Genomic DNA, 25,981 nt, shown 5'->3' on the forward strand with positions numbered 1-25,981 from the left:
GACCACGACGACCGGTGCGCGGCCCCGTACGACGCCCGGGGCGGCGCGCGGCGGGACGGCACCCCGCCCGCCCGCCCGCCGGAAGACCATGATCATCGTCGGTGGCGGCCTCGGCGGCCTGTCCACCGGCGCGTACGCCCGGATGAACGGCTACCACACCCGGATCTTCGAGATGCACGAGATCCCGGGCGGCTGCTGCACCGGATGGGACCGCGGCGGATTCACCTTCGACGCCTGCGTCAGCTGGCTGCTCGGCAACGGCCCCGGCAACGAGATGCACCAGATCTGGCTCGAACTCGGGGCGCTCCAGGGCAAGGAGATGCGCCACTTCGACGTCTTCAACACCGTGCGCGGCACGGACGGCCGCACCGTCTACTTCTACTGCGACCCGGACCGGCTCGAAGCCCACCTGCTGTCGCTGTCGCCGCCCGACGCCCGGGCCATCCGCGGGTTCTGCAAGGGCCTGCGCGGGTTCATCAGCTGCCTGCCCGCCTACCCCTTCCTCACCCCGGTCCCGCTGATGAGCCGCCGTGAGCGCTGGCGGATGCTCGCCGGGTTCCTGCCGTACTTCAACCTCTTCCGCACCTCGATGTCGGTGCTGATGACCGAGTACGCGACCCGCTTCAAGGACCCGCTCCTGAAAGAGGCGTTCAACTACATCCTCTACGAGAAGCACCCCGGATTCCCGGTCCTGCCCTTCTACTTCCAGATGGCCGCGCAGGCCCACCGGTCCGCCGGCGTGCCCGAAGGGGGTTCGCTGGGGCTGGCGCGCTCCATCGAGCAGCGCTATCTGCGGCTCGGCGGGGAGATCACGTACAACGCCATGGTCGAGGAGATCCTCGTCAAGGACGACCGGGCGGTCGGGGTCCGGCTCTCCGACGGGCAGGAGCACTACGCCGACATCATCGTGTCGGCCTGCGACGGGCCCGCCACCCTGCTGAAGCTCCTCGACGGCCGCTACCTCGACGGCGAGTACGCCACCCTGTACCGCGAGACCCTGCACCGGCCCGGCATGGTCTTCCCCGGCTACACCAGCGTCTTCCTGGGCCTGCGCCGCCCGTTCCCGGACGCCGATCCCACCACCACGCACCTGCTGGACGAGGAGACGGCGTCCCGCCTCACGGGCATCCGCCACCCGAGCCTCAACGTGCAGTTCCGCAGCCGCTTCTATCCCGAGCTGTCCCCCCGGGACACCACCGTCATCTACGCCACCTACTTCTCCGACACCGCGCCCTGGCGCGAGCTCGCCGAGGGGCCCGAGCGGCTCAGCCGGACCCTCAAGGGAAGCGAGGTGCACACCCTCCCGGTCCGGCGCGGCAAGCCCTACGTCCTCGCCAAGCGCCGTACCCGGGACGCCGTCGTGGACTTCCTCGACGGCCTCTACCCGGGGCTCAAGGACTCCGTCGCGGTCCGGGACACCTGCACCCCGCTGACCCAGATCCGGTACACGGGTGCGTTCGAGGGCACCTTCCTCGGCTGGCAGCCGTTCGTGGAGAGCGGCGAGGCGATGGAGGAACTCGTCAAGAAGAACGGTCCCGTCCTGCCCGGCCTGGAGAACTTCTACCTCTCCGGGGTGTGGGCCACCACCGGCGGCCTGATCCGGGCGGCGGCGGCCGGACGTCAGGTCATGCAGTTCATCTGCCGGGACGACGGCATCGCCTTCACCGCCTCCCTCGACACCAGCGCACCACCACCGACCCACGTGGACATCCCGGTCGGCCCGCACCGCTGAACCCCGCGGCGCCCCCGTCCGCACGTCCCGTCCCGCCCGTACCGCGCCCCCACCACCACCGAACACCGGGAAGGCCCCCGTGACCGCACCCCTCCGCACCACCGCAGCCGCGCCCGCACCGGACACCGGGCCGGAGCCCCTTGCGTACCCGTTCTGGACCACCGAGGGCCTCGGCCTCCCCGAGGAGTACCGGCCGCTGCGCGACCGGCCGCCCGTCCGCGTCCGGTTCCCGTACGGGGACGACGCCTGGCTCGTCACCCGCTACGAGGACGTACGCGCCGTCCTGTCCGACCCCCGGTTCAGCCTCGCGGAGGCGGTCCGCCGCGACCAGCCCCGCATCGGCCCCATGCCGAGGGCGGGCGGTGGCCTCATCGCCCTCGACGCCCCGCGTCACACCCAGCTGCGCGTCCTGCTCGCGAAGGAGTTCACCGCCCGGCGCATCGAACGGCTCCGCGGCCACATCCGGCAGGTGGCCGACGGCCTGCTCGACCGGATGCTGGCCGCGGGTCCCCCCGCGGACCTGGTCGAGGACCTGGCCTTCCCGCTGCCCATGGCGCTGATCTGCGAGATCACCGGAGTGCCGGAAGCGGACCGGCCGGCCGTACGGGCCTGGGCCGACACCGTCTGCTCCGGCGGCGTCACGCCCGAGAGCGTACGGCGGGACGCCCAGGAATTCTTCGCCCTCATGCACGGCTGGATCGAGGCCCGCCGCCGGGCCCCCGCCCAGGACCTGATCACCGTCCTGGTGCGCGCCTGCGACGAAGGGCAGCTCACCGAGGACGAGCTGACCGGACTCCTCAACGAACTCCTCATCGGCGGTTTCGTCACCACGACGAACCAGATCGCCAACTTCTTCGCGGTCCTGCTGCTCCCCGGCGAAGGGGACAACGGCGGACCCGAGCTGCTGGCCGCCGTCCAGGACCGGCCCGAGCTGATCCCCCGGGCCGTCGAGGAACTCCTGCGCTACGTCCCGCTGCTGAACGGCCTCACCCTGCCCCGCTACGCGAGCGCGGACGTCGAACTGGGCGGCATCCTCGTCCGGGCCGGTGAGCCGGTCGTGGTCTCGCAGGCGGCGGCCAATCACGACCCCGAGGCGTTCCCGGCCCCCGGCCGCATCTCGCTCGACCGTTCCGGCACCCCGCACATCAGCTTCGGCCATGGCATCCACTACTGCCTGGGCGCGCACCTGGCCCGGCTGGAACTCCAGGTGACGCTGGAACGCGTGACGGCCCGGCTGCCCGGACTGCGGATCGCCGTGCCGGAGGAGGAACTGCGCTGGCGCTCCAAGGAGTTCTTCAGCGGCCTGCGCTCGCTACCGGTCGCCTGGTGAACGGCGCGGCCTGGCGGCCGGGTCAGTGATCGGCCGCACCGTGCCGTCCGGCGCCCGCCGCGAAGCGGGCCGCGCCGTCGGCCGTCTCGCCCGCCGTGAGCGGGACCAGGCCGTGGCGCAGTTCGGCGGCGAGCGCGTCCGGCTCGGGCAGGCCATGCTGCTCCAGGACCGAGAGCCGGTCGTGCCGGAGGCAGAGCTGCGGGAAGGCGGCGATCTCGTGCGCCAGCGCCTCGGCGGCGGCGCGGGCCTGCCCCGGCGGCACCAGCCGGTTGACGAGGCCGATGGCGTGGGCCTCGGCGGCGGGGACCGGGCGGCCGGTGAGGATGAGGTCCATGGCACGGCTCTCGCCGATGAGGCGGGGCAGCCGTACGGTGCCGCCGTCGATCAGCGGGACGCCCCAGCGGCGGCAGAAGACGCCGAACACGGCGTCCTCCTCGGCCACCCGCAGGTCGCACCAGAGGGCGAGTTCGAGGCCGCCCGCGACGGCGGGTCCGGCGACGGCGGCGATCACCGGCTTGCTGAGGCGCAGCCGGGTCGGCCCCATCGGTCCGTCGCCGTCGGGGGCGACCCGGTTGCCACGTGCGGTGCCGACGGCCTTGAGGTCGGCGCCCGCACAGAAGGCGCCGCCCTCGCCCCACAGGACGGCGACCGAGGCGTTCTCATCGGCCTCGAACGCGCGGAAGGCGTCGGCGAGTTGCCGGGCGGTGGGGCCGTCGACGGCGTTGCGGGCGGCGGACCTGGCGAGCACCACGGTGGTCACCGGGCCGTCCCGCTCCACCCGTACCGTCGGCGGCGCCGCGGCCTCGTCCGCCGCCTTCCCGGTGGTCACCCGGCGTCCTGGATCCGGGCGAAGGGGCGCTCGGCCTCCAGGGTGAACGCCACGTCGAGCAGGGTGCGTTCGGCGCCGGGGCGGGCCGCGAACATGACACCGACCGGCAGCCCCACGGCGGTCCTGGTGCCGGAGGGCAGGGAGATCGACGGGGTGCCGACGATGTTGTCGACCGGGGTGTAGGCGACGTACGCGAGGATGCGCTCGATCAGCGTCGGGTACGGCACGGCGGGGCTGAGGTGGCCGAGCGCCGGGGTGGTCTGGGCGAGGACCGGCGAGAGCAGCACGTCGTGGCCGCGGAAGGCCGCCGCGTACGCGAGCCTGGTGCGTCGCAGTCGGCGCAACACCCCGGGCGTGGAGCGCCAGTTGTCGACGTAGGCGGCGCGCAGGCCGCGGCTGAGGCCGTCCATCCGGCGACGGTCGAAGTCGGCGCCGAGGGTGCGTCCGGTGGCGCCGACGAGGAAGGAGATCATGCCCCAGTAGGTGAGGAAGTCGTCGGTGAACCGCGGGTCGATGGCGGGTGCGACGGGCTCCACGGTGTGCCCGAGGCGTTCGAGCAGGGCGGCGGTGTCGGCGACGGCGGCGCGGGTGGTGGCGTCGGGGCGGACGCCGTTGGGCGAGTCGAGGACGAGCCCGATCCGCAGCTTGCGGCCCGAGGGGCCTTCGACCAGGCCGACCGGCGGCAGCTTGGGGTTGCTCCAGTGCCGTTCGGCGGCGGCGAGGAAGGCGGCGGTGTCCCGGACCGAGCGGGAGACGACGCCGTCCGTGACGATGTCCAGGGGGAGTTGGCGGCTCTGCGCGTTGGTCACCGTCCGGCCGCGGGTCGGCTTGAGGCCGACGAGGCCGCAGGCGGCGGAGGGGATGCGGATGGAGCCGCCGCCGTCGTTGGCGTGGGCGATCGGCACGGCCCCGGCGGCGACGAGGGCCGCGCTGCCGCCGGACGAGCCGCCCGCCGAGTGGCCGGTGTGCCACGGGTTGCGGACCGGTTCGGCGTGCTCGTACTCGGTGGTGGGGCTGAAACCGAACTCCGGCAGCCGGGTCTTGCCGAGCACGGTGACGCCGGTGCTGAGCAGCTGACGGGCGAACGGGGCGTCCTGGCGGGCCGGGCGCGGGGTGAAGGCGGCGCTGCCGTGGCCGGTGGGCAGGCCCCGGCGGTCGGTGTTGTCCTTGACGAAGGTGGGCACCCCGGCAAAGGCCCCGGCGGCGGTGCCGGGGGCCGGGCGCGGGGCGGTCGGCTGGACCATGTGGTCGGCGTGCACCTGGACCGCGTGCAGCCAGGTCTCGACTTCCCGGACCCGCTCGGCCGCGTCCTGCGCGGCCTCGTCGGCGCCGATCTCGCCGCGCCGGATCGCCGCCGCGAGGCCCACGGCGTCGTGCTCGCCGAGGGCGTCGTCGCGGAAGGCGTGCACCCTGGTCGGTTCCTCGGTCGTCGTCACCGCTGCCTCAGCCCCCAACCGTCCTGTCGGACGTGTCACCGATGATCGGATGATCGTTCGCCTCATCATCGCCTACCAGCGGGTAACCCGCGAGGGTTCTGCGCCGAACGGATTCGGCCGACTTCCCGGGCCCGCCCGGGCCCCGCCCGGCACCCCGGGGCATATTTGCGTATCCACGCAAGAAGAGGGAGACTGCCGGAGGCGCGGTGCTCCGCCCCGCCCCGCCGACCCCGCCGTGACGGCCCGGCCGGCACCTCGCACGACGCCGACCCGCGCGACCGTGCGACCCGCACGACGAGCCCGTGAGGAGGCAGCCATGACCGTGACCACCGTGACCCCGCAGATGTCGGCCCACACGTCCGCCATGCGCGCGGAGCCTCCCAGTCGCGCCCAGCAGCACTGAGCCGCCGTCCACCCTTTCCGCCCTCCGGGCACGGGTGGGCGCGCACCGGGCCCGCCTCCACGCGGCCGGGCCCTTCCCATGCTCGTCTGTACACCGTGCAACCTCCCCGCTCCCGCCCCGCGGCCCCGCCGCGGCCTCGCCATGACGTCATGACGCCCCCGCGCCGTGACCCCATGCCGACGCCGTCGCCCTCGCCGCGGCCGTGCGGGACCGGGGGTCCGCCGGTGTGGCTGGAGGTCTCGTCCCATGTCGTTCCGTACCGACAACAGGGCACCGTCCGACACCCGTGACCGCGCGTCCGACCGCGCGTCGCGGACGTCCACGCGGTCCACCCGGTCCATGTCCCCCCGTACCCCCAAGGGCCCCGGCGGCTTCCCCGGCTCCTGGGTGTCCCGGGTCAGCTGGGTGGACGCGGTGGTCGCCGCCGCCGTGCTCGTCCTGCTCTACCTCGTGCTCCGGGTCGGCCACGGGACCACCGTCTCGTTCAGCCCCACGGAGAACGTCAGGGTCGACACCGACCCCGCGCGGCTGCCGTACGACGCCGCCCGCTCGCTGCTGCGGATGTTCGTCGCGCTCGGCCTCTCGGTCGTGTTCACCTTCGGGTACGCCTACGCGGCGGCCAAGAGCCGTCGCCTGGAGCGGATCCTCATCCCGGCCCTGGACATCCTCCAGTCGGTGCCCGTCCTCGCCTTCCTGACCGTCGCCGTGACCGGCTTCATCGCCCTGTTCCCGGGCTCGATGCTGGGCCTCGAATGCGCGTCGATCTTCGCGATCTTCACCTCGCAGGCGTGGAACATGACCTTCGGCTTCTACCACTCGCTGACCTCGCTGCCCCGCGAACTCGACGAGCTGTCACGGTCGTTCCGCTTCACCCGCTGGATGCGGTTCTGGAAGGTCGAGGTGCCCTCGGGCATGATCGGCCTGGTCTGGAACGGCATGATGAGCTTCGGCGGCGGCTGGTTCTTCCTGGTCGCGTCCGAGGCGATCAGCGTCAACAACCAGGAGTACACGCTGCCCGGCGTCGGCTCCTACGCCGGGGCCGCCATCACCGAGGGCGACCTCGGGAAGGTCGGCTGGGCCATCCTCACCATGGCCGTCATGGTCATCGGCGTGAACTTCCTGTTCTGGCGGCCGCTCACCGCCTGGGCCGAGAAGTTCAAGAACGAGCAGGCCGAGGCGGGCGAGGTGCAGCGCTCCGCGGTGCTCGACTTCCTGCGCCGCTCGCACTGGCCGCAGCTGCTCGGCCGCGCCCTGCGGCCCGTCGGCCGCGCGCTGAACAGCGCCGGACGGCTGCTCGGCACCGACGACCGGGCGCTCACCGTGGACCGCGGCCGGCAGCGCGCCGGGGACCTGGTCTTCGCGGTCGTCGTCGGCGCGCTGGTGGTGTGGGGACTCGTCGACCTGCTCGGCTACCTCCACGACAAGGCCGGACTCGGGGTGTTCGGCGAACCGATACTGCTCGGCCTCGCCACCCTCGCCCGGGTCGTGGTCCTGGTGGTGCTCGCCACCCTGATCTGGGTGCCGATCGGCGTGAAGATCGGCTTCTCGCCCCGGCTCACCCGGATCGCCCAGCCGATCGTGCAGGTCCTGGCGTCCTTCCCGGCCAACTTCCTCTTCCCGCTCGCCGTGTGGTTCTTCCTCAAGGCCGGGATCAGCATCGACGTCGGCGGCATCCTGCTGATGGCCCTCGGCGCCCAGTGGTACATCCTCTTCAACACCATCGCCGGTGCCATGGCCATCCCCACCGACCTCCGCGAGGCCATGGACGACCTCGGGGTGCGCGGCTGGCAGCGCTGGCGGCGACTGATCCTGCCCGGGATCTTCCCCTCGTACGTCACCGGCGGCATCACCGCGTCCGGCGGCGCCTGGAACGCCTCGATCGTGTCCGAGGTCGTCACCTTCGGCGGCACCACGCTCACCGCGACCGGCCTCGGCGCCTATATCGCCCAGGCCACGGCCGCCGGAGACTTCCCGAAGCTGCTCGCCGGAGTGGCCGTGATGAGCGTGTACGTCGTCGCCGTCAACCGGCTGTTCTGGCGCCGCCTCTACCGGCTCGCCGAGCGCCGCTACGCGCTCTGACCCCCCTCGAACTTCCCTTCCGTACGCACGCCCCGCGTCCCGGCGCGGCCCACCGTTCCAGGAGCACACCATGGTGCTGAACATCCTCCGCCGTCACCTGCACACCACCACCGCCGCCCTCGCCACCCACGGCGCCACCGGCCCGGCCACGCCCGACGCGCCCGGCGCGCCCGACGAGGTGCTGCTGGAGACCGTCGGCCTGACCAAGTCGTACGCCGGTGCCGACGGCGAACTGCCGGTGCTCTCCGGCATCGACCTGACCGTACGGGCCGGCGAGGTCGTCGCCCTGCTCGGCAAGTCCGGGTCCGGCAAGTCGACGCTGCTGCGCTGCCTCGCCGGGCTGCTGCCCGCCAGCTCCGGCACCGTCAGCTACAAGGGCGCCCCGCTGACCGGCGCCAACCCGGGGACCGCGATGGTCTTCCAGACCTTCGCGCTGCTGCCCTGGCTGACCGTCCAGCAGAACGTCGAACTCGGCCTTGAGGCCAAGGGCGTGCCCGCCGAGGCGCGGGCCGAGTCCGCCCGGCAGGCCATCGACCTGATCGGTCTCGACGGCTTCGAGTCCGCCTACCCCAAGGAGCTGTCCGGCGGCATGCGCCAGCGCGTCGGCTTCGCCCGGGCCCTGGTGGTCGAGCCGGACGTGCTGATGATGGACGAGCCGTTCTCCGCGCTCGACGTGCTGACCGCCGAGAACCTGCGCGGCGAGCTGATGGAGCTGTGGGAGTCGGGCCAGTTCCCGACCCGGGCGATCGTCCTCGTCACCCACAACATCGAGGAGGCGGTCCTGATGGCCGACCGGATCGTGGTCCTCGGCTCCCGCCCGTACGGCACCATCCGCGAGGTCATCGAGGTGGGCCTGGACCGGCCCAGGGACAGGAACGCCCCGGAGTTCGAGGCGCTGATCGACCAGGTGTACCGGACCATGACGGGCCGCCAGAAGGAGACCAGGACGCCCGGGCGCGCCGAGCCGGTGCCGGAGAAGCGCACCCCGGCGAACACCCCGCTGCCCTCGGCGAGCGTCGACGGCCTGTCCGGGCTCGCCGAGCTGGTGCAGCACCGCGGCGGCAGCTGCGACCTGGCGGACCTGGCCGACGAACTGGGCCTGGAGATCGACGATCTGCTTCCCCAGATCGACGCCCTCGACCTGCTCGGCTTCGCCACCGTCGACGGTGACGACCTGCTGCTCACCGGGCCCGGCACCGATTTCGCCGGGGCCGATGTGCAGACCTCGAAGCGGATCTTCGCGGCGGCGGCGCTGCGGGCGCCGCTGGTCCGGCTGATCACGACGAGTCTGCGGCAGAACCCGGAGGGCACGGTGCGGGCCGGGTTCTTCCGGGATCTGCTCGCCCACCACTTCACCAGTGAGCAGGTGGCGGACCAGCTGGAGACGGCGACCGACTGGGGCCGCTACGCGGAGCTGTTCACCTATGACGCGGACCCGGAGGAGTACCGGCTCGACGAGAACGGGACCGGGTCGGGCTTCGGTTTCGGGGTCGGCGGCGGCACGGGCGGGGCGGGGATCGACGAGGTGGGCGGGCACTGAGGCCAGGGCCCGGGGCGCTGCCCTGGGCCTGGCCGGGGGGGCTCAGGCTTCGGTGGCCGGGCGGCGGACGGTCGCGCGGGCCCGCGCCGGGGCGGGCGCGGGCGCGGCGGCCGTGGCGGTCGCGGTGCCGGTGGCCTCGGCGCGGGCCGCGGCGACCTCGTCGGCGGTGGCGAGCAGCTGGGCCTGTTCGAGCAGCCCGGCCACGTCGACGGCCCGGTAGAAGATCCGGGTGCCCTCGCGCCGGGACACCACGAGTCCGGCGGCGCGCAGCTTGGCGAGGTGCTGGGAGGTGGCCGCCACATGGGCGTCGAGCATCCTGGCCAGTTCGCTCACCGGCAGTTCGCGGCGGCTGAGCGCCCACAGGAGCCGGTAGCGCGAGGGGTCGGCCACGGCCTTGAGGACGGCGACCGCCCGCTCCGCCGCCGCCGTGTCCCAGCCCTCGCCCTGTCCTTCTCCTTGCGCGTTCATGCAAGTAGCCTACCGGGCCGCGGCCCGGTCGGGCTCTGGCAGACTGGGCGGCCGTCTCGCCGGAGCACCGGTCCGGGGGCGGTGAACGGTGAACGGCGGAGGAGCCCGTATGTCGATGGTCGGCGGACTGCGCAAGATGGCCCGGCTCGCCCGGCGGATGCGCCGGGTGGACCTGAGCCATCCCGCGCGCTCCCCGCTCGGCAGCACGGTGGTCAACTGTGTCGTCTACCGCGACGGCTGCCGTCTCCCGGACGAGGGCGGGGTCGCCGAGAACATCCGCCATCTGCGCAAGCACGCCCGCCGCGGCGGCTTCGTGTGGCTCGGTCTGCACGAGCCGAGCGAGACCGAGTTCGCCGGGGTGGCCGAGCTGTTCGGACTGCACCCGCTGGCCGTCGAGGACGCGGTGCACGCCCATCAGCGACCGAAGATGGAGCAGTACGGGGACGTCCTGTTCGCCGTGTTCAAGACGGTGACCTATGTGGAGCACGAGGAACTGACGGCGACCAGCGAGGTCGTCGACACCGGTGAGCTGATGGTGTTCACCGGGCCCGATTTCGTGGTGACCGTACGGCATGGGCGGCACGGTTCGCTCGGTCCGTTGCGCGAGTCGCTGGAGGCCAGGCCCGAGCAGCTGGCGCAGGGGCCGTCGGCGGTGCTGCACGCCCTCGCCGACCAGGTGGTGGACGACTACCTGGCGGTGGTGGACGCCGTGCAGGACGACATCGACCAGGTCGAGACCGAGGTGTTCGCGCCCCGGGCCAAGACCTCGGCCGACCCCGGCCGGATCTACCAGCTCAAGCGGGAACTCCTGGAGCTGAAGCGGGCGGCGGTGCCGCTCGCCCGGCCGCTGGAAGCGCTGGTGGCCCGGCCGCCGGCCGTGATCGACCCGGCGATACGGCCGTACTTCCGTGACGTCTGCGACCATCTCGCCCGGGTGACCGAGCAGATCAACGCCTTCGACGGCCTGATCGACTCGATCCTCCAGGCCCATCTGGCGCAGGTGACGGTCGCCCAGAACGAGGACATGCGAAAGATCACCGCGTGGGCCGCGATCGTGGCGGTGCCGACGATGGTGTGCGGGGTGTACGGCATGAACTTCGACCACATGCCGGAGCTGCGGTGGACGTACGGCTATCCGACGGTGCTGGCCGTGATGGCCACGGCCTGTTTCCTCATCCACCGCGGCTTCAAGCGCAACGGCTGGCTCTGAGCCGCTGCCCCGGCCGGGGCCGGTCAGGCGGGGGCGGCGAGCTCGGGGTGAGTGTCGAGGAGCCGGGGCGGGGCGGCCTGGCGCCAGGAGTCGACGACGATCGCCCGCAGCTCGTCCGGGTCGTCGACGGCGGCGAGCCGCACCCGGACCCAGGCGGAGGACGCCTCGTGGTCGGCGACCCAGAACTTCTCCGGCTCCGCCAGGGTGAGTTCGTCCCGCTCCAGCTTGGGGCAGCGCACGGCCATCGAGGTCTCGTCGTCGGGCAGGGTCAGATACATCTTCCCGGCGACCCGGAAGGTGGGCATCGACCAGGCCACCTTCTCGGTGGTCTCCGGGAGGGCGAGCGCGAGCGCGCGGACGTCGTCGGAAGTGCTCATGGACCCGACCTTACGGGCGACCACCGACAACGGCCGGGCCCACCTATGATCATGGAATTCGGCACGGACACGGCACGGACCCGGCCCAGGACGACGGAGGCTTCCCATGCGCGCGGCGACGGAGGACAGGGACGGCACGGCCGACGGGGACCGGCGGGTGTACCTGGTGACCGGTGGCGGCACCGGCATCGGCGCGGCCACCGCCCGGCTGCTCGCCGCCGCGGGACACCGGGTCGTGGTCTCGGGCCGCAGGCCGGAGCCGCTGCACCTGGTCGCCGAGGAGACCGGCGCGCTCGCGGTGCCCTCGGACATCGGCGACCCGGCGGCCTCGGCCGCGCTGGTGGCGGCGGCGCTCGAAGCGTACGGGCGGCTCGACGGGCTCGTCCTGAACGCCGGGATCGGACGCGGCGGCGGGGTCGGCGAGGTGGCCCTCGACGACTGGGACGAGGTGATGCGGACCAATCTCACCGGTCCTTTCCATCTGCTGCGGGCCGCGCTCCCCGCCCTCCTGGAGGCGCGCGGCGCGGTGGTCGCGGTCGCCTCGGTCTCCGCGCTCCTCAGCGGCGTCGGCAGCGCCGCGTACACCACCTCGAAGGCGGCGCTGCTCCAGCTGTGCCGCTCGCTGGCGGTCGACTACGGCCCGGCGGGGCTGCGCGCCAACACGGTGTGCCCGAGCTGGGTGCGCACCGACATGGCGGACCGCCGGATGGACCGGTTCGCGGCCGAGGCCGGACTGCCGGGCGGGGTGGCCCAGGCGTACGAGGAGGTGACCCGGGTCAGTCCGGCCGGGCGCCCCGGTGAGCCCCGCGAGGTCGCGGAGGCGATCGCGTGGCTCCTTTCCCCCGCCGCCTCCTTCGTCAACGGCGCCACCCTGACCGTCGACGGCGGCGTCACGTCCCTGGACCCGGGCACGCTCGGCTTCGGTTTCCGCCTGGAGCCGCGCGCGGGCTGACGGGTCACGGGGTCGGCGGGCGGGTGCGGTGCTGGTGGAGGAGGCAGGAGACGACCACCACCAGCGGCCACAGCGACTGCAGGCTGGTGACGAGGCGTTCGGCGACGCCCGCGGGGCCGCCGTCTCCGGTGGCGATCAGGTACCAGAGCGCGCCCCCGCCCATCGCGGCGCTCGCGGCGAGCGCCGGTCCGAGCCGGAGCGCCCAGGGGGCGTCGGCCCCGCCGCGTACCGCCGCGAGCACCGGCCACAGGGCCAGGAACGCGAAGCCGGTCGCCGCCACCGAGCCGTGCCGCAGCGAGCCGCCGCTGCTGGGCGCGGGCACCAGGGCGACGGCGAGGGCCGCCGCCCCGCCGGCGGCGAGCGCGACCCGCCCGGCGGGGGCGGCGGCGCGCAGGCCGACGGCGGTGCCCAGGTGGCAGACGCCGACGGCGAACAGCGCGCTGGTCATCACCCAGAACCCGGCGGCGCCGTAGGCGGCGAGCACGCTGATGGTCTGCCGTACGGCGTCGTAGGAGGGCCCTTCGAGCGCGGCGGCCGTGGTCCAGCCGCCCACCAGGACGACGGGTGCGGAGCCCGACGGCAGCAGGGCCCATCTCGGAACGCGTCGCATCGGATCACGGTAGGCAAGGATCCGGCGCGAGCCGGTCAGCGCGCGCCGAAGACCTGCGTCCAGTAGGGGCCGCCCGCGTCGTGGATGCCGATGCCGATCTCCTTGAAGGAGCAGTTGAGGATGTTGGCGCGGTGGCCGGGGCTGTTCATCCAGGAGTCCATCACCTGGGCGGGGGTGCGCTGGCCCTTGGCGATGTTCTCGCCGTACGTCGACCAGCGGTAGCCCGCGGCGGTGACCCGGTCGCCGGGCGAGGCGCCGTCGGGGTTGGTGTGGTCGAAGAAGTCGCGGGCGGCCATGTCGTCGGAGTGGCCCTGGGCGGCGCGGGTCAGCAGCGTGTGCTCGGTGAGCGGGCCGCAGCCGGCCTTGGCGCGTTCGGTGTTGACCAGGTCGATGACCTGCTGGGCGGCGGAGTCGTCCCCGGAGCCCGGGGAGCCGCTGGGGCTGCTCGGGGTGGTGGGGCGGGGGCGCGGCGGGGCGGGCGGGGTGGTGCGCGGCGGGGCCGGCCGGGTGGTGGTCCTGCTGGGGGTGGGGGTCGGGGTGGGCTTCGGCGGGTGGCCCGGGGTGGCGGAGCGGCTCGCGGTGGTGCTCGCGCTGCCGGTGGGGACGGCGGTGCCGTCGGTGGTGGCCGGGTCGGAGCCGGATATCTCTGCGGTGTCGGGGGCGGACGCCTGGGTGACGTCCCCGGCGTCGGGGTCGCCGCCGTCGGGTCCGGTGGTGAGGGTGAAGGCGCCGCCGGTGACGGCGACGACGGCGAGTCCGGCGGCGGCGACCGCGCGGCGACGGCCGCGCCTGCGCCGCTCCTCCGCGCGGCGGGCGCCCCGGCCGACGGGCGTGCCGTCGCCGGTGCCGCCGCCCGCCGCGTGCCGGCCGCGCCCGGCGCCGTGCCGGGGGCCGCCGCCGGTGCGGGGTCCTGGGACGACCGGGGTGCCGTCGACGGCCGTCGTGGCGTGGGCCGGGTCGTAGGCGTCGGCCGGGCCGTAGCCCTGGGCCGGTTCGTAGGCGTGCGTCGCGGTGAGGGCCGGGTCGGCGAGGCCCGCACGGTGCAGGACGGCGGCGAGCAGACCGCCGGCCGGGGGCACCAGGAGCAGTCCGGCGAGCAGCCGTTCGGCCGGGACCAGGCCGTCCTGGAAGCCCGCGCAGTGCGGGCACGCGCGTGCGTGCCGGGCGATCCGCTTGCGCCAGAGCGCCGAGGGGTGGCCGTCCCAGCCGCCCAGTTCGTGGTGGAGGGCGGGGCACAGCGGCCGGGCGGTCAGGGCCCGCACGACCACCCGGGCGGTCTCCAGCTGGGTCTTCATCCGCTGGACGCGGACGGCGGTGTGCTCGGGGGACAGTTCGAGCGCGGCGGCGATCTCGTACCGGCTGAGCAGGCCCGCGCACTCCAGCCACCACAGCGAGAGCAGGGCGCTGTCCTCCGCTTCGAGCCAGCGGGTGGCCTCGGCGGTCTCGCGGCGCTGGCCGGAGAGCTGGAGCCGGGCGACCGTGAGGTCGACGAAGTCGGCGCCGGGGTGGGCGAGGTCGCGGACGTCGTCGAGGGCGCCCGCCGCGTGTCCGGCGCGCTGCCGCTGGTGCCAGTGGGCGCGCAGGGTGTTCATGGCGATGGCGACCAGCCAGGACCGGAAGCTGTCCGGGGAGCGCAGCCGGGACAGTCCGTCGAGGGCGCGCAGCATCGTCTCCTGGACGATGTCGTCGACGTCCTGGGCGTGGCGGCGGCCGTGGGTCGCCCGGCCCACGATGTTGTAGACGAGCGGCAGATGGTCCCGGGCGAGCCGCTCCCGTGCCTGCGGGTCGCCGCTCTGCGCGGCCCTGACCAGCTCGGTCCCGTGCGCTGCTTCCATGCCCTGCCTCATCGCCCTGCCTCATCCCGGTGGTCGTCGTGCGTGGGGGTGCCGGTGTGGTGGTCCGACATCTGGGAGATCGCGTGCGGGCGGCCGGATAACGGAAATCCGTCGAGGAGTTCTTCGAGGAGTCCTTTTTTCTTCAGGGGCGCCGGGAACGGCGACGCGGCCGGTTCGCCCGCTCCGTGTGCGGGGGAACCGGCCGCTTCGCGACTGAAGTGCCGGGGGCGGCGGCCCGTCAGCGCGGGTCGGGCTCCGGGGCGCGGCCGTCGGCCGCGCCGGTCCCTGCCGTCGCGCCGGCCAGGTACTCCTCGTTGATCTCGCGCGGTCCGAACGGCCAGACCTTCTCGAAGCGGGACCACAGGAAGAAGGCGACGCAGCCGAGGGCGAGCCAGCCGAGCGACCACTCGATGGGGTGGCGGCCCGGGGAGTTCTTGTCCGCGTAGCCGTAGATGACCAGCCAGCCGACCAGGGCCACGACGCTGGGCAGCGGGTAGAGCCACATCTTGTACGGGCGGGGCAGCGTGGGCTGGCGCTTGCGCAGCACCGTCACGGCGGCGATCTGGGAGAACGCCTGCACGAGGATCATCACCGTGGTGAGCAGCTGGATCAGGGTGACCAGGTCGGTGTGGCGGCCGATGAGGAATCCGGCGGCGGCGACGACGCCCATGGTGGCCAGGCCGAAGGTCGGGAACTTGTGCTTGGCGTGCAGCTTGCCGTACGCCCGGAAGAACACCCGGTCGCGGGCGGCGTCGTAGGGGATGCGGGAGCCGCCGAGCAGGCCGGTGAAGACCGAGGCGAAGGCCGTGATGAGGATCAGGACGGTCACCACCTGGGCGGCGCCCTTGCCCCAGGTCTCCTGGAGGACGGCGGAGGCGACGGACGAGGAGGCGATGTCCGTGCTGTCGAGCATCCGGTGCCAGTCGATCACGCCGAGGGAGCCGATCTGCAGCAGCAGGTAGATCACCATGATGCCGCCGATGGAGTAGACGATCGAGCGGGGCAGGGTGCGGCCCGGGTCCTTGATCTCGGCGCCCATGTAGGCGGTGGTGTTGTAGCCGAGGTAGTCGTAGATGCCGATGGTGAGACCGGCCGCGAAGCCCATCCAGAAGCTGCCCTCGGTGAGGTCGAAGGCGCCCTTCGGGAAGGTGAAGGCGAGGTCCGGGTCGAAGTGGGTGACCGCCGCGACGATGACCAGGACCACCGCGGTGATCATCACGATCCACATGACCGTGGTGATCTTCGCGATGTGTTCGATCCCCCGCCACAGCAGCAGGATCACCAGGGCGATGACGCCGAGGCCGATCAGGTCGCCGGTGGTGCCGCCGAGGTCCGGGGCGAGGTAGCCGAGGTACTGCACGAAGCCGACGACGCCCGTGGACATGATCAGCGGGACGAACAGCATCGCCGTCCACACGAAGAGGAACGGCATGAGCCGGCCGGTGCGGTACTGGAACGCCTGGCGCAGATAGACGTACGAGCCGCCGGAGCCGGGCAGCGAGGCTCCCAGCTCCGCCCAGATCAGGCCGTCGGCGAGGGCGAGGATCGCGCCCGCGACGAAACCGATGGACGCCTGCGGGCCACCGAAGGCCGCCACCATGAGCGGAATGGTGACGAAGGGGCCGATGCCGCACATCTGGCTCATGTTGATGGCGGTGGCCTGGAAGAGGCCGATGCGGCGGGTGAAGCCACCGGACGGCGGAGGGGAACCGGACACGACATGCCCCCTGGGGCTTGCGACGGGGTAGGGAAAGGGATCTGGCGCGACCGGCGCCCGCCCCTCGGGCAGGGCGCTCTTCGGCGCCGGGTGCGATTAAGTTAGGGTCCTTTACTAGACCCGTCAAGGGTTCGTCAGGATCCGCCGGACGGATCACCGCGCGAGATGGGCCAGAATGACGGGATGACCGGCAACGACGAGGGCGGAGACCAGATCTGGAACCCGCAGCGACTGCGCAGCGGCAACGAGCGGCTGCTGCTCGACCTGCTGCGATCCGGCGGACCGACGTCCCGGGCACAGCTCGCCCGGACCACGGGTCTGTCCAAACCCACCGTCTCCAGCGCCCTCGCCTCCCTGGAGGGCGCGGGCCTGGTCCGGGAGGCCGGTCTGCACACTCCCGAGCGCGGCCGGTCGGCGGTGCTCTACGCGCCCGACCCGACCGCCGGCTACGCGCTCGGCATCGACATCGGCCGCTCCTGGCTGCGGGTCGCCCTGGCCGATCTGGACGGCGCGGTGGTGGCCCGCTCCGAGGTCCGGAACCAGGCCCGCACCTCGGGGCCGATGGCCGAGCTGGTGGTCAGCACCGCCCGTGAGCTGATGGAGTCGTCCGGGGTCGAGCCCGCCAAGGTCGCCCAGGCCGTGGTCGGCACCCCCGGTGTGTACGACGAGGGCCGCCACCGGGTGCGGCTCGCCCAGCACCTGCCCGGCTGGGGCCGCCCCGGCCTGTTCGACCGGATGCGCGACGGGCTCGGCGTGCCGCTCGCGGTGCACAACGACGCCAATCTGGCGGCGCTCGGCGAATACACCTCCGGGGTCGGCACCGGCAGCCGTCTCTTCGTCTACCTCATGATCGGCACCGGCCTCGGCATGGGCGTGGTCAGCGAGGGGCGCCTCTTCACCGGCGCCCACGGCGGGGCCGGTGAGATCGGCTTCCTGCCCTGGCCGCGCCAGGAGGGGCCGGGCACGGTCGAGGAACTGGTGTCCGGCGACGCCGTGGTGGCCACCGCGCGCGAGCACGGGATGACCGACACCCCGCTGACCGCGAAGGACGTCTTCGCCGCCGCCCGGACCGGGGAGCCCGCCGCCGTGCGCACGGTGGAGCTGGTCGGCGAGCGCCTCGCCCACACGGTGGCCGCCGTCTCGGCGGTGCTCGACCCCGATCTGGTCGCGCTGGGCGGCGGCGTCGGCCACAGCGCCGACCTGCTCCTCAGCACGGTCCGCGCCACCCTGCGCACCCTGACCCCGATCAGGCCCCGGATCACGGCGAGTTCGCTCGGCGAGGACGCGGTGCTGCACGGGGCCCTGGCGATCGCCCTGGACACGGCAAGGGACCTGGTCTTCGAGCGGCGGCCGCAGGGCTGAAGGGTCCGGCGGGGGCCCGGCGGTACGGCGGTGTCACCGCCCCCGAGCCATGGCCTGTGGATAACTCTGGGCGATTGTCGGCCGATCGTGATACTCACTTACGCATGGGCGGGATCGATCGCTGACCTGCCCGTTCGACACAGCAAGGGGTGGGGAGATGGCGTTGGTCCGCGCATGGGGGCGCACGCTCGGCAGATGGGCCGGGCGCGAGGACGCGGCGGTGGTGAAGGACTCGGGCGACCCCGAGGTGGCCCGGATCCGGGAGGCCGCCGAGGCGGGCGACTGGCCGACCGTGCGGGCGGTGCTCGAAGCACGCCCGGAGGCCGCGGACCGCACCGAGCTGCTGTGGGCCGTCGGCGACACCGCCGGGGTCGAGCAGTGGATGCCACGCGTCCTGGAGGCCGAGCCGGACACGGCGCTGCCCCGGGTCGTCGCCGGGATCCGCTACATCACCTTCGCCTGGGAGGCCAGGACCGGGGCCCTGGCCGAGCACGTCTCGCGCGACCAGTTCCGGGTCTTCCACGCCCGGCTGCGCGACGCCGAGCGCTGGCTGTACGAGGCGGCCGAGCGCGAGCCCGGCTGGGCCTCGCCCTGGTACGGGCTGCAGATCACCGGGCGCGGCCTGGAGGTCGGCCAGACGGTGGCCCGGCGCCGCTTCGAGGCGGTCGTCCGGCGCAGCCCCCAGCACCGCGGCGCGCACCAGCAGCAGTTGCAGCAGGTCTGCCAGAAGTGGGGCGGTTCGCACGAGGAGATGCACGCGTTCGCGCGGGACTCCGCGTTCGGCGCGCCGGGCGGCACCCTGCTCGGCGGGCTCGTCCCGGACGCCCACATCGAGCAGTGGCTGATGCTCGACCGCGGCGCCGACACCGCGTACATGCGCACGCCCGAGGTCCTGGAGTCGCTGCGCCGGGCCGCCGACCACTCCTACCGGCACCCGGGTTTCCGGCAGGAGACCGGCTGGCTCAACACGGTCAACAGCTTCGCGCTGGCCTTCTCGCTCGCCGCCGACCAGGGCGCCGCCCGCGAGTGCTTCGAACTGCTCGCGGGCCGGGTCACCAAGTCCCCGTGGCAGTACCTGAACGCGGACCGGCCGGCCGACGTCTACCGCAAGATGCGCTCCGCCGCCGGTCGCTGACCCCGGGCCGCCCGGTACGCGCGCGCGGAACGGACGCCCGCGACCGGCCGACGGCCCCTCCCCCGTCCCGAGACCTCCCGTCACCGAAAGACGTCGTCACGTGTTCTCTTCCTCCGGCTCCTCCGGTACCCCCGACTCCTCCCCCGCCGAGACCGCGCACACCTTCCAGGTCGATCTGCGCGGCCTCGTCGACCTGCTCTCCCACCACCTGTACTCCAGCCCGCGCGTCTACCTCCGCGAGCTGCTGCAGAACGCCGTCGACGCCATCACCGCCCGCCAGGCCCTGGACCCCGGCGCGCCCGGCACCATCACCGTGCGCACCGGTGACACCCTCACCGTCACGGACACCGGCGTCGGTCTGACCGAGGCCGACGTCCACCGCTTCCTCGCCACCATCGGCCGCAGCTCCAAGCGCACCGCCGACGGCGCCCTCGACGGCGCCGGACTCGACGCGGCGCGCGGCGAGTTCATCGGCCAGTTCGGCATCGGTCTGCTCGCCTGCTTCGTGGTGGCCGACGAGATCACCGTGGTCAGCCGGTCCGCGGCCGACCCGGCGGCGCCCGCCGTCGAGTGGCGCGGCCACTCCGACGGGCGCTACACGCTGCGCACGCTGCCCGCCGCCGAGGCGCCCGAGCCCGGCACCACCGTGCGGCTCACCCCGCGCCTGGACAACGCGGAGTGGACCACGCCCGACCGGGTGGTCGAGCTGGCCCGGCACTACGGCGGGCTGCTGCGGCACGCGGTGACGGTCGTGGGACCGCGCGGCGACCAGCACCGGATCAACGACACGCCGCCGTGGGAGCGCACCCACCGCTCCCCGCTGGCCCGCCGCGAGGCGCTGACCGCGTACTGCCGCGAGCTGTTCGACTTCACCCCGCTCGACGCCATCGACCTGGACCTGCCGGCCGCCGGACTGCGCGGTGTGGCGTACGTGCTGCCGACGCCGGTCAGCCCGGCGCAGCGGGCCGGGCACCGGGTGCACCTCAAGGGGATGCTGCTCACCGACCAGGCGCCGGAACTGCTGCCCGACTGGGCGTTCTTCGTGCGCTGCGTGGTCGACACCGGCACCCTGCGGCCGACCGCGTCGCGCGAGTCGCTGTACGAGGACGGCACGCTGTCCGCGGTACGGGACGCGCTCGGCGACCGGATCCGCGACTGGCTGACCGGGCTCGCCGCCAGCGACCCGTCGCTGCTCCACCGGTTCATCGACACCCATCACCTCGCGGTGAAGGCGCTCGCCCGCTACGACGACGAGCTGCTGCGGATCGTGCTGCCCTGGCTGCCGTTCGAGACCACCGACGGCAACGTGACCCTGGAGGAGTTCGCCCGCACCCACCCGACGCTGCTCGTCGCTCGCAGCGTCGAGGAGTTCCGGCAGGTCGCGCCGATCGCCGCGGCGGCCGGTCTCGGCGTGGTCAACGGCGGCTACACCTACGACCGCGACCTGGTGCTCCGGCTGCCAGAGATCCGCCCGGGCACCACCGTCACCGACCTGGACCCGGCGACCGTCACCGCGCACCTGGACGCCGTGGACCCGACCGCCGAGCTGCGCGCCGCCGCGTTCCTCGCGGTCGCCCGGGAGACCGTCGGCGTCCACGACTGCGACGTGGTGCTCCGCGACTTCCAGCCGGTCACCGCGCCCGCGCTGCTCCTGGACAACCGGGACGCCCGCCACGAGCGCACCCGGGCCGGGCTCGCCAGCGAGAGCGACGGGCTGTGGGCCGACATCCTCGGCTCGCTGCGCCACGAGACGCCCCGCGCCCAGCTGGTCCTCAACCATCTGAACCCGCTGGTCCGCCAGGCCCTGACGATCACCGAGCGGGGGCTCGCGGTGACTACCGCCGAGGCGCTGTACGGGCAGGCGCTGCTGCTCAGCCGCCGCCCGCTGCGGGCGAGCGAGAGCGCCCTGCTCAACCGCGCCTTCATCGGTCTGCTGACCCACGCCATGCACCACCCCGGTACGGACACCCCCGGCACCGAGCCCCGGAAGGAGAGCTGAGCATGCTGGACACCCCCGAGGCCGTGTTCGAGGCGCTGCGCGAGAACCACGACCGGCCGCACGGTCTGCACCGCACGGTGACCGGCGAGGAGCTGGTCGAGGCCGCCGAGGTCCTGGACCAGGCGGACGTGCTGGTCACCGCCCTCCTGGAGCTGATGACGGCATACGAGTTCACCGGTGAGCACCGCAAGTCTCCGGTGGTCTTCGCCCGGCTGCTCAAGTTGTGGGACGACAAGCCGGAGTCGTTCAGCGAGTGGGAGGCGCACCAGGTCTTCTGGCGCTTCAAGTGGGTCACCACCTCGCTGCTCCAGGTGCCGGAGGTGCCGCTGGCGTCGGTGCGCGGCTGGACCGAGCGGATGCGCGAGCGGTACGAGTCCGCGCGGCACGAGATGCAGCCGGTGGCGGCCATGCGCTTCCACGTGGCCGCGCACATCGGCGCGGGCGCCGACGACGCCTTCGACCTGTGGGTGACCCGGCCGCGCACCGAGCTCAGCGACTGCGAGGCGTGCGAGACCCGGAGCATGGCCGCCCATCTGGTGACCTCGGGCGACGACACGGCGGCCCTCGACCGGTGGCAGCCGGTCCTCGACGGGGCACAGAGCTGCTCCGAGGAGCCGCAGATGAGCCAGGCCCGCGCGCTGCTCCCGCTGCTGCGCACCGGGCGGCTCGACGAGGCCCGCTCGCACCACCTGACCGGCTACCGCAAGGTCCGCGGCAACACCGGGATGCAGCACGAGGTGGGTCTCCACCTGGAGTTCTGCGCCCTGTCCCGCAACGAGGGCCGGGGGCTGGAGATCCTCGCCGAGAACCGCGCGCTGTTCGACGCGGACGGCGCCCCGCTGGACCGGCTCGGCTTCCTCACCGGGGTCGAGGTGCTGGTCGCCCGGCTGGTGGCGGAGGGCCACGGGGACACCGCGGTCGCGGGCCCGCCCGGCCGGAACTGGACGGCGGACACGCTGCTCGCCCACGCGCGGGCCGAGGCCGGGCGGCTGGCCGCCGCGTTCGACGCCCGCAACGGCACGACGGCCGTCGGCGACCGCCGCCGGGCCCGACTGGAGCGCGCCCCGCTGCTCGACACGGCGCTGCCGCTGGGGCTGCGCGCGACGTTCGCGCGGAGCGCGGCGCCCGCCACCGCCGCCACCACCGCCGCCGCTCCGGCGGCCGGGGTGGCCGAGGCGGCCGACCGTCCCGTCGTGACGGTCCCCGAGGACTTCACCGCCCTGGTGCGCGAGGCGCGCCGCCGGTCGAGCGAGGGGCGGCCGGTGGAGAGCCGGCTGTGGACGCTGGTCGAGGAGCGCCACGCCACCGAGCCGTACGACGAGGCGCTCGGTCCCCGTGAGCTGTTCGACGCGGAGCTGGCGCTGCACCGGGCCGCGGAGTTCGGGAACGCCGAGCGGCGCGCGGAGTTCGTCGCCGAGGTGGACCGGGCGGCGGAGCTGTACACGGCGGTGGGGATGGAGTGGCACGCGCTCTCGGCACGGACGCGGGGTCTCGCCTTCGGCCCGTGGCTCGGGGACTCCGACGAGGACACGGCCACGGCCACGGCGGACGACGGCGCGGACGACGGCGCCGGCACCGAGGTGCGGGCGATGACCGTCGCGGAGGCCAGGGCCGCGCTCGACGCGGTGCTCGACGAGGCGGCGGTGCTGCGCGAGAAGGCGCCGTTCACCGACACGGCGCCGAGCGCGGGCGAGACGGCCTCGGCCGTCGACGGGCACGGGGTCGGCGCGGCCCGGGCCCAGGAATACGTGAAGGTGCTCAACTCGGTGGCCTACGCGGCCTACCGGGAACTCCTCACGGAGCTGCCGGAGGCGGCCGAGGAGACCGTGGCGCGGTTCGACCGGGCGGTGTCCGCGCTGCGCGCGGAGGCGGGCGCCCTCGCGATGCCGCACCAGGTGGCGTCCGCCCGGCAGTTCGTGGCCGATGTGGCGGGCCGCCGGGGCGATCTCGCCATGGCCGAGGCCGAGCTGTGGGCGTCCCTCGCCGACGTGGCGGCGGCCGGGCGGCCGTGGCGCGGTTCCCGGGCCCGCTGTCTCCTCGCGCAGTTCCTGATCGGCGCGGACCGGCCGGATGAGGCGCTGGAGCTGCTGCACCAGGCGATCGCGGACGCGGTGCGGTACGACGACCGTGACTTCCCGATGGCGCCGACGTACGCGCTGCTCGGGCACGCCGCGAGCCACGCGGGCGACGCGGCCGGTGCGGTGCGCCACCTGTCGGAGGCGGCGGCCCGGTTCGACCAGGCGGGCGAGGCGGCCGAGGCCGCTTCGGTCCGGCTCCAGCTCACCGATGTGCTGAGCGAGTCGGGCCGGCCCGAGGACGCGGTCGCGGTCCTGGAGTCGGTGCTCGGGGACGGTTCGGCGGACCTGCTCGACGACCGGGTCCTCGCACAGGCGCGGCTCTCGCTGGGCCGCGGGCTGCGGGACCTGGGCGAGTTCCTGCCCGCGGCGGAGGAGTTCCTGCGCCTGGCCGACCTGGTGTCGGGCTGGCCGGTGGAGGACCGGGCGGTGCTCACCCTGGTCGCCACCGACGCGGCGATCACGCTGGCCCTGGCCGACCGCTGGGACGCGGCGGGCACCGCGTACGACCGCGCGCTCGCCGCACACGCGGAGGCGCCGAACACCCCGCGGACCGTCCATATGGCGCGGGAGTTCGCCCGGCTCGTCATGGTGGAGCGCGGCGCCGAGGGCGTGGCGGAGGCGCTCGCCCATCTGGACCGGGGCGACGAGCTGCTCGCCGCCGCGTCGGCGGACGACGAGGCCTTCGCGCTCTGGTACGAGGTGGGGTCGGTCGAGTACCGGCGCGGCCGGGTGCTCGCGGAGGCGGAGCGCTTCCCGGAGGCGCTGACCGCGATGGAGGCGGCGATCGCCACCCATGGGCGGGGCGGCGCAGACGGCGAGCTGCCCCGGGCCGAGGCGGTGCGGATGGCCGCGCTCATCGAGGCGAACGGGCTTGAGCTGCGGGACGCGGCGATCGCCCGGCTGGTCCCGGAGGCGGCCCGCTGCCGCGCCGCGGGCCACGAGGAGGCGGCGGCCATCCTGGACCAGCTCAGGGCGGACCTTCAGGAGGCGTGACGCTCCGCCCGGTTCCCCGTACGCGGGGAGCCGGGCGGACGCGGGCCGCCGCCCCGAGGGCTCGGGCGGTCAGCGGACCCAGGTCGTGGTCAGGCCCTGGACGCCCGAGCCGTCGAGGTCGGTGAGCTTGGTGCCGACGAAGCCGCGCGCCCAGTCGGAGGTCTGCACCCGGAAGACCGGCTTCTCGGCGGTGAGCGCCTCGATGATCGGGGTGGCGGCGTCGGTGGCGGTCTGGGCGGCGCTGAAGGAGGTCGTGGTGCGGTCGACGTACGCCTGCATCGCGGGGCGGTACGGGCCGGCGGCCGCGAGCAGGGCCGGGATGTCGGGCGCGGCGCTGGCGACGAACTCGGAGGCGACGGCGCCCGGCTCGACGACGGTGACGGTCACGCCGACGGTCGCGGCGACCGGGGCCAGCGACTCCATGAAGCCCTCCACGGCGAACTTGGCGGCGCAGTACGCCTCGTTGAAGGGCTGGCCGACGACACCGCCGACCGAGGTGACGGTGATCAGGCGGCCCTGGGCGGCGCGCAGGTGCGGCAGGGCGGCGTGGGTGACCTCGACGACGCCGAAGAAGTTCACCTCCATCGCGGAGCGGACGGCGTCGACGCCGTCGTTCTCGATGGTGCCGACCTGCCCGGCGCCCGCGTTGTTGACGACCGCGTCGAGGGCGCCGTAGGCGGCGACGACCTCGGCGACGCACTCCTTCACGGAGGCGGCGTCGGTGACGTCGAGGCGCTTGACGACGACCCGGTCGGCGACCCCGGCCTCGGTGGCGGCTGCGAGCAGGCGGTCGGCCTTGCCGGTGTCGCGCATGGTGGCCACGGCCCGGAACCCGGCCTGGGCGGCGGCGACCGCGGTGGCCAGGCCGATGCCGGTCGAGGTGCCGGTGATGAGGACGGTCTTCAAGGTGTCGGCCTGGGTGCTCATGAGGGCGCTCTCCACTGTCGTTCGTTCGTGCGACCGGTCGGTCACCTGGTCGCTCGGTCGATGCGTTCGCCACGCTAGGTGTTGGAGTGCACGCGAAGGCAAATGACACGTCCGGGCGTGGTGCGCCGGGCATGGCCCGTTCGTGCGGTTCGTGAAGGTCCTGTGCGGTCGTGAACCGCGATCATGTCCACGGCGTTCTGGCCTGTGACGGCTGTTCGTTCCGCCCTGCCCTGAAGGACGTCATGCGCATTCCCGCCCGTATCCCCCTCGTCGCCGCCTCCGTCGCCCTGGCGGGCCTGGCCCTCTCCGGCTGCGGCGGCTCCGACAAGGCCGCCGACGCCGGACCGGCCGACGGCACCTCCACGTCGGCCGCCGCCCCGGCCACGGCGACCGCCACCGCGAGCGCGAGCGCCCAGCCGAGCGGGTCGGCCTCCGCCTCGGCCTCGTCCGGCGGCGCCTCGGCGTCCGGCGGCTCGACCGGCGGCAGCGGCGACTCCTACGACACCGTCGCCTGCACCACCAAGAACACCTCGGTCACCTTCACCGCCTCGGCGCACCACGCCAGCGAGCACCAGCCGGCCTCGGCGGTCGTCAAGGTCACCAACGTCTCCAAGAAGACCTGCACCATCGTCGGCGCCAGCACCCTGACCGCCAAGGACGACCAGGGCAAGGCGGATCCGGTCATGGTCGACAACGCGGAGAACGGCACCGACGCCGTCGACATCAAGCCCGGCGCCTCGGTCACCGCCCGGGTCGCCTACACCGACCTCAACTTCGAGGGCTCCGCTTCGGCTCGCGAGGTCTGCCCCGTCCAGGCGTCCACGATCGAGTTCGCCCTCCCGAAGGACGGCAACGCCACCGTCAAGGTCACCAAGGCCGACGGCTCCGCCGGTGTCTTCAACGTCTGCCGCACCGGTGCGGACGAGGTCGCCCTCTACGGCTTCGAGAGCTGATCCGGCCTGATCCGAA

The 25,981-nt window shown here is 73.8% G+C and carries 19 protein-coding genes; 11 read left to right on the forward strand and 8 right to left on the reverse strand.

Going from position 1 to position 25,981, the window contains the following annotated elements; all coding sequences use genetic code 11:
- Positions 1 to 88: 88 nt before the first annotated feature.
- Positions 89 to 1,732, forward strand: coding sequence for a phytoene desaturase family protein (locus ACIPXM_RS15380; protein ID WP_401655556.1), 1,644 nt, complete (start codon positions 89 to 91; stop codon positions 1,730 to 1,732).
- Positions 1,733 to 1,811: 79 nt separating this feature from the next.
- Positions 1,812 to 3,062 (forward strand): cytochrome P450, encoded by a 1,251-nt coding sequence (locus tag ACIPXM_RS15385; protein WP_401655387.1) that lies wholly within the window; start codon positions 1,812 to 1,814, stop codon positions 3,060 to 3,062.
- A 22-nt stretch (positions 3,063 to 3,084) separates the two neighbouring features.
- Here ACIPXM_RS15385 and ACIPXM_RS15390 read toward each other — a convergent pair whose 3' ends face one another.
- Both ACIPXM_RS15390 and ACIPXM_RS15395 read right to left on the reverse strand, forming a co-directional pair.
- Positions 3,085 to 3,891, reverse strand: a complete 807-nt coding sequence (locus ACIPXM_RS15390; protein ID WP_401655388.1) for a crotonase/enoyl-CoA hydratase family protein — start codon at positions 3,889 to 3,891, stop codon at positions 3,085 to 3,087.
- Positions 3,888 to 5,327 carry an amidase gene (locus tag ACIPXM_RS15395; protein WP_401655390.1) on the reverse strand — a complete coding sequence of 480 codons (1,440 nt, stop codon included), beginning with the start codon at positions 5,325 to 5,327 and terminating at the stop codon, positions 3,888 to 3,890. Before ACIPXM_RS15395 ends, ACIPXM_RS15390 begins: the two co-directional genes overlap by 4 nt.
- A gap of 742 nt (positions 5,328 to 6,069) precedes the next feature.
- Between ACIPXM_RS15395 and ACIPXM_RS15400 the strand changes: the two genes are divergently transcribed.
- Both ACIPXM_RS15400 and ACIPXM_RS15405 read left to right on the forward strand, forming a co-directional pair.
- A complete protein-coding gene (locus tag ACIPXM_RS15400) occupies positions 6,070 to 7,809 on the forward strand; it encodes an ABC transporter permease (RefSeq protein ID WP_401655391.1) in 1,740 nt (579 codons plus the stop codon).
- Positions 7,810 to 7,879: 70 nt separating this feature from the next.
- Positions 7,880 to 9,349 carry a nitrate/sulfonate/bicarbonate ABC transporter ATP-binding protein gene (locus ACIPXM_RS15405; RefSeq protein ID WP_401655392.1) on the forward strand — a complete coding sequence of 490 codons (1,470 nt, stop codon included), beginning with the start codon at positions 7,880 to 7,882 and terminating at the stop codon, positions 9,347 to 9,349.
- 42 nt (positions 9,350 to 9,391) lie between these two features.
- On the opposite strand, the gene ACIPXM_RS15410 is transcribed toward ACIPXM_RS15405, so the two are convergent.
- Positions 9,392 to 9,817 carry an ArsR/SmtB family transcription factor gene (locus tag ACIPXM_RS15410; RefSeq protein WP_401655393.1) on the reverse strand — a complete coding sequence of 142 codons (426 nt, stop codon included), beginning with the start codon at positions 9,815 to 9,817 and terminating at the stop codon, positions 9,392 to 9,394.
- Positions 9,818 to 9,926: 109 nt separating this feature from the next.
- On the opposite strand from ACIPXM_RS15410, the gene ACIPXM_RS15415 reads away from it, so the two are divergent.
- Positions 9,927 to 11,027: a magnesium and cobalt transport protein CorA gene (locus ACIPXM_RS15415; protein ID WP_401655394.1), complete on the forward strand. Its 1,101-nt coding sequence runs from the start codon at positions 9,927 to 9,929 to the stop codon at positions 11,025 to 11,027.
- A 23-nt stretch (positions 11,028 to 11,050) separates the two neighbouring features.
- On the opposite strand, the gene ACIPXM_RS15420 is transcribed toward ACIPXM_RS15415, so the two are convergent.
- Positions 11,051 to 11,404, reverse strand: coding sequence for an MmcQ/YjbR family DNA-binding protein (locus ACIPXM_RS15420; protein ID WP_401655395.1), 354 nt, complete (start codon positions 11,402 to 11,404; stop codon positions 11,051 to 11,053).
- Positions 11,405 to 11,510: 106 nt separating this feature from the next.
- Here ACIPXM_RS15420 and ACIPXM_RS15425 point away from each other — a divergent pair, with 106 nt between their 5' ends.
- Positions 11,511 to 12,356: an SDR family NAD(P)-dependent oxidoreductase gene (locus tag ACIPXM_RS15425; protein WP_401655396.1), complete on the forward strand. Its 846-nt coding sequence runs from the start codon at positions 11,511 to 11,513 to the stop codon at positions 12,354 to 12,356.
- Positions 12,357 to 12,360: 4 nt separating this feature from the next.
- Here the strand turns inward: ACIPXM_RS15425 and ACIPXM_RS15430 are convergent, their stop codons facing one another.
- The 3 genes from ACIPXM_RS15430 to ACIPXM_RS15440 form a co-directional block, all read right to left on the reverse strand.
- Positions 12,361 to 12,966 carry a DUF998 domain-containing protein gene (locus tag ACIPXM_RS15430; protein ID WP_401655398.1) on the reverse strand — a complete coding sequence of 202 codons (606 nt, stop codon included), beginning with the start codon at positions 12,964 to 12,966 and terminating at the stop codon, positions 12,361 to 12,363.
- Between the two features lie 35 nt (positions 12,967 to 13,001).
- The gene (locus ACIPXM_RS15435; RefSeq protein WP_401655399.1) at positions 13,002 to 14,801 is read right to left on the reverse strand and encodes a sigma-70 family RNA polymerase sigma factor; all 1,800 of its coding nucleotides are present in this window, start codon (positions 14,799 to 14,801) and stop codon (positions 13,002 to 13,004) included.
- 238 nt (positions 14,802 to 15,039) lie between these two features.
- A complete protein-coding gene (locus tag ACIPXM_RS15440) occupies positions 15,040 to 16,518 on the reverse strand; it encodes an APC family permease (RefSeq protein WP_401655400.1) in 1,479 nt (492 codons plus the stop codon).
- A 183-nt stretch (positions 16,519 to 16,701) separates the two neighbouring features.
- Here ACIPXM_RS15440 and ACIPXM_RS15445 point away from each other — a divergent pair, with 183 nt between their 5' ends.
- The 4 genes from ACIPXM_RS15445 (at position 16,702) to ACIPXM_RS15460 (ending at position 24,085) form a co-directional block, all read left to right on the forward strand.
- Positions 16,702 to 17,880 (forward strand): ROK family protein, encoded by a 1,179-nt coding sequence (locus ACIPXM_RS15445; protein ID WP_401655401.1) that lies wholly within the window; start codon positions 16,702 to 16,704, stop codon positions 17,878 to 17,880.
- A 157-nt stretch (positions 17,881 to 18,037) separates the two neighbouring features.
- Positions 18,038 to 19,015, forward strand: a complete 978-nt coding sequence (locus tag ACIPXM_RS15450; protein WP_401655402.1) for a hypothetical protein — start codon at positions 18,038 to 18,040, stop codon at positions 19,013 to 19,015.
- Positions 19,016 to 19,115: 100 nt separating this feature from the next.
- Positions 19,116 to 21,014: an HSP90 family protein gene (locus ACIPXM_RS15455; RefSeq protein WP_401655404.1), complete on the forward strand. Its 1,899-nt coding sequence runs from the start codon at positions 19,116 to 19,118 to the stop codon at positions 21,012 to 21,014.
- Between the two features lie 2 nt (positions 21,015 to 21,016).
- Positions 21,017 to 24,085 (forward strand): hypothetical protein, encoded by a 3,069-nt coding sequence (locus ACIPXM_RS15460; protein ID WP_401655405.1) that lies wholly within the window; start codon positions 21,017 to 21,019, stop codon positions 24,083 to 24,085.
- A 69-nt stretch (positions 24,086 to 24,154) separates the two neighbouring features.
- Here the strand turns inward: ACIPXM_RS15460 and ACIPXM_RS15465 are convergent, their stop codons facing one another.
- A complete protein-coding gene (locus ACIPXM_RS15465) occupies positions 24,155 to 25,012 on the reverse strand; it encodes an SDR family NAD(P)-dependent oxidoreductase (RefSeq protein WP_401655406.1) in 858 nt (285 codons plus the stop codon).
- 242 nt (positions 25,013 to 25,254) lie between these two features.
- On the opposite strand from ACIPXM_RS15465, the gene ACIPXM_RS15470 reads away from it, so the two are divergent.
- Complete coding sequence (locus ACIPXM_RS15470; RefSeq protein ID WP_401655407.1) at positions 25,255 to 25,965, forward strand: DUF4232 domain-containing protein; 711 nt, start codon at positions 25,255 to 25,257, stop codon at positions 25,963 to 25,965.
- Positions 25,966 to 25,981: the final 16 nt, after the last annotated feature.

This window comes from Streptomyces sp. NPDC090025 (assembly GCF_044748125.1).
In the GTDB taxonomy this organism is placed as follows: domain Bacteria; phylum Actinomycetota; class Actinomycetes; order Streptomycetales; family Streptomycetaceae; genus Streptomyces.